This is a genomic window from Nitrospirae bacterium YQR-1 (assembly GCA_039908095.1).
Lineage (GTDB): Bacteria > Nitrospirota > Thermodesulfovibrionia > Thermodesulfovibrionales > Magnetobacteriaceae > Magnetomonas.
Window position 1 is genome coordinate 61,987 of the sequence record JAMOBJ010000005.1, and the last position, 12,365, is coordinate 74,351.

The following is a 12,365-nucleotide window of genomic DNA, read 5'->3' on the forward strand; positions in this document are numbered from 1 at the left end:
CAATTATACACAATAACGGATATAGAGCGCAAGTGGACGAATTGTTTGAAACGCGGGTTTTAAGGGTCAACATTATCAGTGGCCATCTGTGTGATACGGGATTTAAGGAGCCTGATGGCCTCTTTTGTAGTTTCAACCCTTACCTGCATCCTGTCTCCGGAAAACCAGCGCCTCACGACCTGTTCAAACCCCTCAGGCCCCTTAAGCGCAATAAAAACCAGTCCGACAGGTTTTTCCTTGCTCCCGCCGCCGGGGCCGGCAATTCCGGTTACCGATACACTCAACGTTGCTCCAGTTAGCTCCCTTACCCCTCTTACCATCTCAAGGGCTGTCTCCTCACTTACCGCCCCATGAGTTTTAAGCGTATCGCCGGAGACTCCAAGTACTTTCATTTTCAAATCATTACTATAAGATACAACACCCCCCAAAAACACCTCTGAGCTGCCTGCCACCGTTGTTATAAATGCCGCTATCATCCCGCCTGTGCAGGACTCGGCTGTTGATATAGTGATTTGCCTCTCTGACGCCTCCCTTACAAGAGCCTCTGCAAGTGCTGTTACTTCTTCTACTTCCAGTGTGCCTGATATCATAAAAATACCCTTTGCAAGTCTAAATAGTTTTGTATCCGGGACAGCCCTCAAATCCCTTACAACCCTTCTGTCGCAGTCTGCACTCCTTATTGATACAATGTGCTTTAACCTCACGTAACGATTTGTTCCGACAATGGATTTTTGGTTCTGTTTTTTTGCGTGTAGTACGATTTTTAATGCCCATTACCACACGCTGCGCTATTTACTCTTATAGACTATAGACATGTTCGTCCTCAAGAAGCTCAGTAAACTCATGGGCTGTAACAGGCTTGCTGAAAAGGAACCCCTGAATCTCGTCACATTCAAAGGTACGCAATAACTCCAGTTGCTGGATGTTCTCGACCCCTTCAGCTATAACTTTGATATTGAGACTGTGAGCCATTGAGATTATAGATGAGGTGATAACAGCATCAGAAGCATCATATGGACAGTTACGGATAAAGCTCTGGTCAATTTTCAGCGTCTGAAGAGGAAAACGTTTCAAATAAACCAAAGATGAGTACCCTGTACCAAAATCATCCACAGAAATATTTATACCCATGTCCCTGATTTGATGCATAACCTTTATGCTTTCTTCAACATTTGACATAAGGCCGCTTTCCGTAATTTCAAGCTCAAGCTGCTCAGGGGATACTCTTGTCTCATCTAAAACATCAGTTATAGTCTTTAAAAGTTCCTTTTGTCTAAAATGCTGTGCGGAGAGGTTTACCGAAATACGAATTGGTGAGAAACCGGCATCCAACCATTTGCGGCCCTGACGACAGGCAGTGGCTATTACCCATTTGCCTATAGGCACGATCAGACGCGTTTCCTCCGCTATCGGTATAAATTTTGCCGGAGATACCAGTCCGGTCTCAGGGTGCTGCCACCTTATCAGAGCCTCACAACCACCTATCCTGCCCGTAGCCATATCTATTTGTGGTTGATAGTGAAGCAGAAACTGTTCCGACTCCAGAGCCGTAATAAGAGCTTTTTCAAGTGTCACTCGCTCCGTTATAGCTTTATCCATAGAGGGCTCATAAAACCTGTAATCATTCTTTCCGTGCTCCTTGGCCTGATACATTGCCACATCTGCACACTTGCTCAAGGCCTCCAGCGTGTCACCGTCATTGGGGAAGATGCTTATACCAATGCTGACACCAACCTGACACGTGTGCTGACCAAGCACATACGGTTCATTTATTGTTTTTATTATCTTCTGGGCTATGGTTATCAAGTCTGAGGGCTTAACTATTTTTGAAACCAGTATCTGAAATTCATCACCACCCATGCGCGCTACAGTGTCGGATTTCCTTACGCAGTCCTCAAGCCGCCATGAGACCTCCTTAAGCAGCAGGTCTCCAACATTGTGTCCCAGTGTGTCGTTGACAAGCTTAAACCTGTCGAGGTCCAAAAACATCACCGCAAACATATAGTCATTTCTTTTGGCTTGCAGAATAGACTGATTAATTCTGTCTTCAAACAAGGTGCGGTTAGGCAAACCGGTAAGTACGTCGTGGTGTGCAAGTTGTCTGAGGTGTTCCTCCATTTTCTTACGCTCTGTATCATCCAGCTTAACCGCAATAAAATGTGTTATCTCCCCGCCGGGGTTTTTTATCGGAGATATGGACAGATACTCCCAGTAGAGTGTTCCGTCTTTCTTCATATTACACAAATCGCCTCTGAATTCATTGCCGGCCTTTATAGTATCCCACATGTTTTTATAAAACGCCTGGTCATGTTTGCCGGATTTAAGAATGCGCGGATTCTTACCCTTGACCTCGGCAAGAGTATAACCGGTACACTCTGTAAACTTCTGGTTAACAAACTCTATGTTGCCCTCTATGTCTGTAATAACAATAGAACTTATACTTTGTTCCACTGCTGTGGATAATTTCCTCAGATCCTCCTCATAGCGCCTTCTCTGGGTAATGTCGTTAGCCACACAGACTATGTCATTTCTTTCTGATACCCTCATAAATGAAAAACTACATTGCACGGGAAATCTGCTTCCGCTTATGGTTATAAAAGTGCCCTCCACGTTGCCTAAGCCGCCTTTGCCGACAGTGCCCATTGCCATAGCTTCTTTGAGCTTACCTTCAACCATCAGTTTTTCGGAAGGAATAAATATTTCTGTAACAGACTTGCCGATAAGCTCATCCCTGTCAATACCAAGCATACTGCCGGCGGCATTATTTATTGTCTTTATTATCCCCGAGGAATCCACCACAAATAGCATATCCACCATTGCATTGACCACACCGTCTATATAGTCCTTAGATACCGTTGTTTCGTTGAGACTCTCTGACATGGTATTAAATGCAGCAGCAAGGTCTCTTATCTCGTCATTGGCCTTTGGAAGGGTAATCCTCTGTTGAAAATCCCCCTTTCCTATGTTAAAAGCTGATTTTGAAAGCTCACTCAGCGGTCTTATTAGCTTATAGACATTGTAGCCGCCTAAGAGGAAAATCAAGATATCTATTGCCGTCATCATCAACAGCACGTTCATTAAACGCCTGTGTTTTCTGTTGGAAATATCTTCAAAACCAAGCGTAATTCTATTGCTGATATCAAGCAGTGCATTGTTGTTGACTAGTGTATATTTCAAATCATCGGTAAAGCTGCCTCCATTTTTTATCGTATCGATGTTGTTTTTAAACGACTCCCAGATATTGATGTTTTCCTTAAACAGTGGTTCCAGCTCTTTTGGGGCAGGGGATATAACCACCGTGGCATTATGCCCAAAGACTCCATTTGAGGCTTTAGTGCCTTTATATAGCATCGAAAGGCTGCTGTCATAGCGCTCAACTGCATCGTCAAGAGGCTTTAAATCATTGAGGTTTCCATAAGCCACCGACAGGATGTATTTGCCGATTACCTGGGAGAGCATCCTCTGGCGTCCGGCTATGTTAATTACCGAAACGTCATATCTTTGCGCCGATTGATAGTAATAAATAGCAAGAAGCTCTGCAACCGCTATTAATGTCATAAGCAAAAGCAGAGAGTTTATTTTATTGCCAAGCGATATTCTCAAAAACTATCCTTTTTACCTGATATTACCATGTGCCATTGTAGCATATATGAAGGCATGTTTGTCCATTTCTATAAACTATGGAAGGGTGTATTGTTTTTCAACTCTAAAAAGTATCAGAAATTTTCTCTATAACTGTAAATGCATCGTCCTTTAAATCTTTTAAATCCTGAACTTCCATGTGCAGCTCTATCATTACTTTCTCATACGTTTTAAGAAAATCTTCGTCTGATTTTATGGGTAAGGGACCGGAAAAACCAAAAAACTGACAAAGGTGCTCAGCTAAAACAATAATACTCCAAAGCTCTTTTGCCCCCGTATAGTATTCTAAGTTACGCGATGTGCCGAGTTCAGTACTGTGGTGATACTTTATCGCCTCAACAATTATGTTTTCCACTTTCCAGCTTTTTACAATCAGTGCGCTTACCTCTGTATGGTTTGTACTAAAAGCCTCCTCTTCCTTTTCAATTATTCCAACTGTATTGGATATTGCCAAATCAACATATTTTTCATATCCCTGAAATTTTTTTAAAAGCAGCGGCATAGCACAATCATGAAAGAGGCCCAAAAGATAAGCAGTATCAACATGTTTAGGATACATCCTGCCGGCAATAAAAGAACATAGTGTTGCTGAGGCTAATGAATGCTTCCAAAAAGTTTCGGTGACAATTCCGGTATCTTTGAGAGAAACCTGCAGCAGTGCGGCTAAAACCATATCGGCAAAATTTTTTAACCCTAACACATGCAGAGCCCTTACAATGTCATCTACCTTGCCTGAGCCATATACCGGTGAGTTTGCAAACTTCAGCAAAATTGCTGTAACAGCAACATCCTTTTTTATATGCGCTACTATCTTGTCTATAGCCGGAGCAGGCTTTCTTAATTCCATACGTATATCATTGATGATGGCAGGACACGGGGGAATATTTAAATTTTTTATGTTTATTTGTTTTTGTATTGTCTCAGGTCCCTGTAAGTTAAATTTGACAAAAAAAGGTTTAATCTTCTGTTCAATAATTTCATTATCAATTGGTTTTTTAACATATCCTGACACTCCGGCACTAACGCACTTAATAATGTTGCCGCTGTCATGTTTTTCAGTAATCATTAAAAAAGGGATATCCCTTGTTGCAGGATTTTCTCTTACCAGCTTTAGCAGCTTGAATCCATCAACGTAGTCATCATCCCAGTCACTTAGAATAATCTTATAGTTATGGCTTGTCTGTAGTTTTTTTACGGCATCAATGTCATTAAATATTATCTCGTAAGTAATGCCCGGGTAATTTTTCTTCAAATATTGTTCAAGAGTCCTGTGCAAAGCTGTTGAGTGTGATATTACAAGCATCATCATACAAAGTACCGCCTTGTTTTTATTATGTTTTAATGTTCATTTGTTTGTCATAACTGCTCTTTAGATTTATCAATCTATCAACATCGGCTAAAAAGTCTCAGAAATGTTTTCTATAACTGAGAAGGCATCGTCTTTTAAATCCTTAATGTCTAAAACATCCATATGCAGCTCAACCATTGCTTTTTCATAGACATTAAAGAAATCCTCGTCAGACTTTATCGGCAACATGCCGGAGTAGCCGTAGTATTGGCTTATGTGTTCAGCCAAAACGACAATTGACCATACCTCTCTGACGTTCTGGTAATAACCGGAATTACGCGGTGTGCCGACATCAACACTGTGGTGATACCTGACTGCCTCAACAACGCAGTCTTGAACTTTCCATGTTTTTACCACAATGGCGCTTACCTCTGCATGGTTGGTGCTGTAGTGCTGCTCCTCCTGCCCAATTCCCTCCGTTGAGTTGGATAATGCCAGGTCGGCATGTTTTTCATATCCCGGAAATCTCTTTAGAAAAAGCGGAATGGAGCAATCGTGAAATAATCCGGCAAGATATGCTGTATCAACAAGTTTGGGATATTTCTTATTTGCAATGAAAGAACACAGCACTGCAGAGGTTAGAGAGTGCCGCCAAAACGTCTCTGTAACTATGCCTGAGTCTTTAATGGAATTTTGTAGTAAAGCCGCTAAAACCATATTTGTAAAATTTTCCAAACCCAACACATGTAAAGCCCTTAAAACGCTCTCAACTTTGCCTGCACCATAAATTGGTGAGCTTGCCAGCTTTATTAAGGATGCCGTAAGTGCTACATCCTTCTTTATATACTCAACGATTTTATCCAAAGCCGGTGTTGTTCTTTTCAACTCACCACGAAGCTCATTGATAATAGCCGGGCATGGCGGGATGTTTAAACTTTGTATATTCACCTGTTTTTTTACAATGTCAGAACTTTGTATATTCAGCTTCTCAAAAAAAGGTTTAAGCTTCTGTTCAATAACATCAGCATCAACCGGTTTTTTAACAACACCGGACACTGAAGCATTTACACACTTTATGATACTTTCACTATCATGCTTTTCAGAAATTATCACAAAAGGAACGCTCTTTGTTACAGGATTTTCTCTTACCAAAGTCAACAGCTTATACCCATCAACGTAATCATCATCCCAGTCGCTTAAAATAAGCTCATACTTTTCATTGCCCTGTAATCTGCTCACTGCATCAATATCGTTGAAAACTTTATCGCAGACAATATGAGGGAAATTTTTCTTAAGATAATGTTCAAGAACCCTGTGTAAAACAATTGAATGTGACACTACAAGCAGCATTGCTATACACTACCACCTTTTTTGTATAAATGAAAATCATTTGCCATTTTGCTTTGACCTTCTTCAGTATAAATTATCTATATTATTTCAGTCTATAAAAAAATGTTCTTTAACACAGATAGAAAAAACATCAGAACTGTTTATTTGAGAAAGAATCTGAACATTGCTACTGTAGCGGCAAGTTGGCCAATCCAGAACAAAAACATCCATTTTATATATTCTTTACCGGCTTTTTCGATTTCTTTACCATTTTTTTCAATGTCTATACGCAAATTTCCCTCAAGATTTGAAATTCTTTCATGTATTTTACCTGATTCAAAAGTAATACGCTCGTTAACTTTAGCTATTTCGGAGGTAATACGTTCGTTAAGATTAGCGATACTTTCATTGACTTTAGCTATTTCGGAGGTAATACGCTCGTTAAGATTAGCGATACTTTCATTGACTTTAGCTATTTCGGAGGTAATACGTTCGTTAACTTTAGCTATTTCGGAGGTAATACGTTCATTAACATTAGCGATACTTTCATTGACTTTAGCTATTTCGGAGGTAATACGCTCATTAACATTAGCGATACTTTCATTGACTTTAGCTATTTCGGAGGTAATACGCTCATTAAGTCTGCCCTCAAAGCGTGCCATGTCCTCTCTGATCTTTCCTGTCTCTATTGAAAGTCTTCTTTCCAGTCGTTCATCAGCAAAGGACAACGAGTCCTTGCGCGCTTCTGTATTTACTTCATTGATTAAAGCGGCAAGGGCAACAGCAGCCTCATTTCCAAGCCTGTCTCTTAATTCATCCGGTACCGTAATTACTTGCATGACCTTATTATATCAAAAAGAATAAAAAAGCGCCATCAATCGCAGCTAAAAAACATATAAACATTTCTAAATCTGCTGTAATACTGAAGGCTCTGCTTGGTACCACCGCCAAAACCAACACTTGCACTAACACCGCCGCCGCCACCTAAGCCGGCTCCCTCACCGGCGCCCGGCAAGTAGCAGCGATTTGATTTGTTATTGACAGGTATTGACAACATTAACCGGAAATGTATAGGATAGGGCAGTATTCGGGGCGTAGCGCAGTTTGGTAGCGTACACGGTTCGGGACCGTGTGGTCGCTGGTTCGAATCCAGTCGCCCCGATTATAAAATATTCGAAAGCCACAGGAAAATTAAAGAATATTTGACCTCGAAAGATGGATATTCCGGTTTAATACCAAGCTGCATTCAATAGTCTAACTTCGTTGGCTTTATCAAAAGCTCCTTAACGTACGCTCCAATCCCCTGTGAGGGGAGGCGCCGCTTGTTCCCAGCCGCCTGCATTTACTTTTAATTAGAATTGGAATTAGGCACACTGCTTCACTTTGCTACTATAAATTTTTTTTATTTTCTTGCCTTTTATGCACATTAAGAGTTAGAATATGAGCTAAAAATTTTGGAGGTGTATAGTATATGTTATCAATAGCGTGGGCAATGGGGCAACCGCCTCAGGGTGGACAGGCTGGAGCTCCGGATATCTTCATGAGTTTCCTGCCTCTTATGGTAATATTCATAATATTTTACTTTTTAATGATACGGCCTCAGCAGACCAAGGCAAAAGCGCACAGAGAAATGCTTGCCGGCCTTAAAAAAGGCGATAAAGTGATAACAACCGGCGGAATTTATGCAGTTGTGGAGTCTGTGGAGGAAAACACGGTTACGCTTAAGATTTCTGAAAACGTAAAGGTAAAATTCGGCAAACCTTTTATAACAACCATACGCGGCGCTAATGATGGTGATTGATAAAGTGAGGAGGCGAAATTGAAAAAATCTGTAAAGTGGCGATTTTTACTGATAGGGCTGGCGCTCTTACTTACAATTACCGCTCTGCTGCCTAATATGCCTTTTTATAAGGATTTGCCACCGGCAATTAAGAAGCTCTCCCCGGAAAAAGGCATAATACTGGGACTTGACCTTCAGGGAGGCCTCTACCTTGTATTTGAAGTAGAAGGACAAAAGGCTGTTGCACAAACCACAAAAAGAATCTCTCAGGGAATTCAGAAACTTATAGACAACAAAAATCTTCACGCCGATGTGAAATTTGACGGCAAAAACATAACGGTAAGCCCCGCATCCCCGGAGCTAAGAAAAGCTATAGAAAACGGTTATCCAAACCTTTCAGTCACAGACTCAGGGACGTCAATAGTATATTCCCTATCGGAAAAAGAATCAAAATCCATAAGAGACAACGCCTGTGAACAGGCCCTTGAAACCATAAGAAACAGGATAGACCAGTTTGGTGTGGCCGAACCTGTGATTCAGAGACAGGGAGAGAGCGAAATAGTGGTGCAATTGCCCGGGGTAAAGGAACCCAAAAGAGCCATTGAATTAATAGGAAAAACGGCACAACTGGAGTTTAAACTTGTTGATGACGACTCCCCCCTTGCCGCAGAACTGCCTGCTCACATCAAGTCCTTCGAGGAGGACGAAACAATGGCTAAGTTTAAAGACAAGATAGCAGGGGATAATGAAATTTTATTTGAGCGAATTACCAATAAGGAAACCGGAGAGGTTACGAAAAAACCGATTCTGCTTAAAAAAGATTCCCTTATGACCGGTGACTATATATCAGAGGCGAGGGTTCAGATTGATACAAGGTTCAACAGCCCATATGTGTCTCTGAATTTCAACTCAGACGGAGCTAAGTTGTTTGAGGAGATCACCGGTAAGTATGTAAAGAAACGCCTTGCCATAATTCTGGACGGTAATGTGTACTCAGCCCCTGTGATACAGGAAAAGATATCAGGCGGCAATGCCCAGATTTCAGGCTCCTACTCAATGGAAGAGGCCAAGGACCTTGCCATAGTGCTGAGGGCAGGGGCGCTGCCCGCTCCCGTCAATATGCTTCAAAACATAACTGTTGGCCCATCGCTTGGTTCAGACTCTATAGCAGCCGGTAAGCTGACCGCCATTGCGGCCTTCATTATGGTAGCGGGGTTTATGGCAATCTACTATAAGCTCTCAGGTTTGATAGCCGACCTTGCCCTTGTCTTAAACATAATGTTTTTGCTTGGTGCCATGGCCGCCCTTAATGCCACCCTGACTATGCCTGGTATTGCCGGTATAGTTTTAGCTATTGGAATGGCGGTTGATACCAACGTGCTGATGTTTGAACGAATGCGGGATGAGTTAAAGGCGGGTAAAACCCCACGGGCCTCGGTTGACTCCGGTTACGATAAAGCGTTTTTAACCATTGTGGACTCTCACGTTACAACCCTGATAACGGCTGCCGTTTTATACCAATTCGGGACCGGCCCCATTAAGGGTTTTGCCGTAACTCTGAGTATTGGTATAGCAATAAATCTCTTTACGTCGCTGATAGGTACAAAGGCTGTCTTTGATTTCATAAACGCCGAAAGGGAGGTTCAAAAGTTAAGCATATGATTGAGATTATCAAAAAAACCAATATAGATTTTATGGGCAAACGCTTTATAGCATTTGCCGTATCAGGTGCTTTTTCAATACTGGGGATACTTGCGATAATTGCTGTGGTGCGTGGGACGGCAAACCTTGGTATAGATTTTGCCGGCGGTACGGCGGTACAGGTAAAATTTGACCAGCCTGTAACATTACATGATGTGAGGAAGGCCCTTGATGCGGGCGGCCTTGTGGGGGCTGACTTACAGGAGTTTCCAGCGGTTAAAAAGGTGTTGGTAGTTATAAAAAAAACCTCTCCTGCAACACACGACACAAACGCCGCTTCCACAACAGCCGGTGTGTCGGATAAAGTCATAGAGTCTCTGACCAAAGGGCTTCGGGATAAAAAACTGACTGTGGATTCGGTCTCAGAAATAGGCCCAAAGGTCGGCAGCCGCCTGCGCACAGATGCTATGTGGGCAATTATCGCCTCTGTAGTGGGAATTCTGATATATGTGGGATGGCGTTTTCAGTTCAGCTTCAGCATAGGGGCCACTTTTGCAACCTTTCACGACGTTTTGGCGGTGCTTGGCATCTTTTATGTCCTGGGATATGAAATTAACCTAATTCTCTTAACGGCACTTTTAACAATAGCCGGTTATTCCCTTACCGACACAGTTGTAGTCTTTGACAGGATACGGGAAAACCTTCGTGCCATGATTAAAGAACCGGTTACAAAAGTTATAAATAGAAGCATAAATGAGGTGCTCTCAAGAACTCTGGTAACTTCCCTGACAGTGTTTATTGCATCGTTAGCCCTGTATTTTTTTGGGGGAGAGGTGCTCCATGACTTTGCTTTGGCCATGGCGCTTGGCGTAATCATAGGCACATACTCCTCTGTCTTTGTGGCAAGCCCTGTAGTGCTGCTTTGGGTAGGAGATAAACAACTTGTGAAAAAATAACAGTGCAGGCATTACATAAGAAATGGCTCGTTATGCGCACAAACAGCGAGTATGTTGACTACCTCGCACGGTCTCTTAATGTCTCTTCAATCCTATCACAGGTTTTAATAAACCGGAACATCAAAACTCCTGAAAAAGCCAGGAGTTTTTTTGATTCCACCGTTAGTTTATTGTCAGACCCAGGCCTGCTAAGCGGCATGGACACAGCTGTGGAGCGCATACGCCTGGCAATACGGCGCTCTGAGACCATACTTATCCACGGTGACTATGACGCTGACGGCACATCTGCTGTGGCCATTATGGTTGAAACCCTTAAAAAGCTTGGAGCTAAAACCAGGTATTTTATCCCAGGCAGATTTAACCATGGCTATGGTTTCCATGTTGCGGCAGTTGATCTTGCCCGTGATTATGGGTGTTCTTTGATTGTAACTGTTGACTGTGGGATATCTTCTTTTGAAGCTGCCGGCAAAGCCTCAGAGGCCGGCCTTGACGTGATAATAACAGACCATCACAAGCCTGCCTTTGATGAACAATCAGGGCAGCCTGTGCTGCCTAAAGCCCTTGCGGTAGTAAACCCAAAAATTATGCCTGCTGATAATCCCCATTCGATGCTCACCGGAGCTGGAATTGCCCTTATGCTCTCCCTTGCACTGTATGCATCCAACATCGGAGAGGTGACAGGGCTTCTTGACCTTGCTGCCATAGGTACAGTAGCTGATGTTGCCCCGCTTGTGGATGAAAACAGGCTTATTGTTAAAGATGGCATAAGAGTACTGATGGATGGTAACAGAGCCGGTCTTAAGGCCCTTTTTGAGGTTGCCTCGGCAGGAGGTAAAACAATAGACGTTGATCTTCTTTCCTACTGTGCAATCCCCAGAATTAATGCAGCAGGACGTATGGCAGATGCCTCGGAGGTTGTAGAGCTCTTTCTAACCGGCTCGGACTCAGATGCTAAAAGGATAGCGGCAAATCTGGATGCCCTTAATTTCAGGCGTCAACGGATTGAGGAGGGAGTTTATGAGTCTGCTTTGAATCAAATTGAGTTGGAGGGTTTTGACAAGGCAATAGTTATTTATGATGAGGACTGGCATGAGGGAGTGCTGGGAATTGTAGCTTCCAAACTTACAGATAAGTTTGGTGTGCCTGCTTTTGTGTTTTCTGTTAAACACTCAGTAGCTAAGGGTTCAGCCCGAGGCGTGCCTGAAATTGATATTTATAAAGTCCTCTGTGACTGCTCAGAGTATCTGATACAGTTTGGCGGACACAAGCAGGCTGCCGGCCTTAAACTTAACCTCGAAATGATACCTCAATTTACTGCCGCCTTAAATGAGGTGATAGGGCGCACATCCGCCGGCTCCACTGCTCAGTCCATGATTATGATTGACACCGACTGCACACTCAAGGATATTAACTTTAAACTATTAAATGAACTCTCTAAGCTTGCTCCATTCGGTTACGGAAATCCCGAGCCTTTTTTTGGAATCAAGGGACTTACCCCATACTCACCTAAAATAGTAGGAAAGAATCATCTGAAACTAAAGCTTGGTGACAAAAGCATACAATTTGACGCCATTGGTTTTGACCTTGGCGACCAGCTCTCAATTGTTTCAGGCACCGGCAGAGTGGACGCCGTCATCACCCCCACAATCAATGAATATAACGGCTCCAGAAATCTACAGTTAAATATAAAAGCTATCAGAAAAAGCCCCCCTTTATAAGTCATAGTTAC

At 42.6% G+C, this 12,365-nt stretch carries 10 protein-coding genes and 1 tRNA gene; 5 read left to right on the forward strand and 6 right to left on the reverse strand.

All coding sequences use genetic code 11. From position 1 onward, the window contains the following. Positions 1-59 precede the first annotated feature (59 nt). The 6 genes from H7844_04635 to H7844_04660 form a co-directional block, all read right to left on the reverse strand. Positions 60-704 (reverse strand): CinA family protein, encoded by a 645-nt coding sequence (locus H7844_04635; GenBank protein ID MEO5356568.1) that lies wholly within the window; start codon positions 702-704, stop codon positions 60-62. Positions 705-798: 94 nt separating this feature from the next. Beyond that, positions 799-3,603, reverse strand: a complete 2,805-nt coding sequence (locus tag H7844_04640) for an EAL domain-containing protein (GenBank protein MEO5356569.1) — start codon at positions 3,601-3,603, stop codon at positions 799-801. A 103-nt stretch (positions 3,604-3,706) separates the two neighbouring features. After that, complete coding sequence (locus H7844_04645) at positions 3,707-4,951, reverse strand: response regulator (GenBank protein MEO5356570.1); 1,245 nt, start codon at positions 4,949-4,951, stop codon at positions 3,707-3,709. Positions 4,952-5,038: 87 nt separating this feature from the next. Continuing rightward, positions 5,039-6,280 (reverse strand): response regulator, encoded by a 1,242-nt coding sequence (locus H7844_04650; GenBank protein MEO5356571.1) that lies wholly within the window; start codon positions 6,278-6,280, stop codon positions 5,039-5,041. 140 nt (positions 6,281-6,420) lie between these two features. Further along, complete coding sequence (locus H7844_04655; GenBank protein MEO5356572.1) at positions 6,421-7,098, reverse strand: hypothetical protein; 678 nt, start codon at positions 7,096-7,098, stop codon at positions 6,421-6,423. A 35-nt stretch (positions 7,099-7,133) separates the two neighbouring features. Further along, on the reverse strand, positions 7,134-7,316 hold the full coding sequence (locus H7844_04660) for a hypothetical protein (protein MEO5356573.1): 183 nt from the start codon (positions 7,314-7,316) through the stop codon (positions 7,134-7,136). A 31-nt stretch (positions 7,317-7,347) separates the two neighbouring features. Between H7844_04660 and H7844_04665 the strand changes: the two genes are divergently transcribed. The 5 genes from H7844_04665 to recJ all read left to right on the forward strand — a co-directional run bounded on the left by H7844_04665 (position 7,348) and on the right by recJ (position 12,354). Then, a tRNA-Pro gene (locus tag H7844_04665) sits at positions 7,348-7,421 on the forward strand. Between the two features lie 309 nt (positions 7,422-7,730). Continuing rightward, a complete protein-coding gene (yajC, locus tag H7844_04670; protein ID MEO5356574.1) occupies positions 7,731-8,060 on the forward strand; it encodes a preprotein translocase subunit YajC in 330 nt (109 codons plus the stop codon). 18 nt (positions 8,061-8,078) lie between these two features. Beyond that, on the forward strand, positions 8,079-9,701 hold the full coding sequence (gene secD, locus H7844_04675; protein MEO5356575.1) for a protein translocase subunit SecD: 1,623 nt from the start codon (positions 8,079-8,081) through the stop codon (positions 9,699-9,701). Further along, positions 9,698-10,636 carry a protein translocase subunit SecF gene (gene secF, locus H7844_04680; GenBank protein ID MEO5356576.1) on the forward strand — a complete coding sequence of 313 codons (939 nt, stop codon included), beginning with the start codon at positions 9,698-9,700 and terminating at the stop codon, positions 10,634-10,636. The genes secD and secF overlap by 4 nt, the downstream gene beginning before the upstream one ends. A gap of 32 nt (positions 10,637-10,668) precedes the next feature. Then, entirely contained in the window at positions 10,669-12,354 is a 1,686-nt protein-coding gene (gene recJ, locus H7844_04685) for a single-stranded-DNA-specific exonuclease RecJ (protein ID MEO5356577.1), read from the forward strand. The last annotated feature ends 11 nt before the right edge of the window (positions 12,355-12,365 follow it).

What these genes read in the sequence shown, in the direction of transcription:
- yajC (MEO5356574.1), top strand. Translation starts at nt 7,731, where the DNA reads ATGTTATCAATAGCGTGGGCAATGGGGCAACCGCCTCAGGGTGGACAG.
- H7844_04645 (MEO5356570.1), bottom strand. Translation starts at nt 4,951, where the DNA reads ATGATGATGCTTGTAATATCACACTCAACAGCTTTGCACAGGACTCTT.
- H7844_04650 (MEO5356571.1), bottom strand. Translation starts at nt 6,280, where the DNA reads ATGCTGCTTGTAGTGTCACATTCAATTGTTTTACACAGGGTTCTTGAA.
- recJ (MEO5356577.1), top strand. Translation starts at nt 10,669, where the DNA reads ATGCGCACAAACAGCGAGTATGTTGACTACCTCGCACGGTCTCTTAAT.
- secF (MEO5356576.1), top strand. Translation starts at nt 9,698, where the DNA reads ATGATTGAGATTATCAAAAAAACCAATATAGATTTTATGGGCAAACGC.
- H7844_04660 (MEO5356573.1), bottom strand. Translation starts at nt 7,316, where the DNA reads ATGTTGTCAATACCTGTCAATAACAAATCAAATCGCTGCTACTTGCCG.
- H7844_04655 (MEO5356572.1), bottom strand. Translation starts at nt 7,098, where the DNA reads ATGCAAGTAATTACGGTACCGGATGAATTAAGAGACAGGCTTGGAAAT.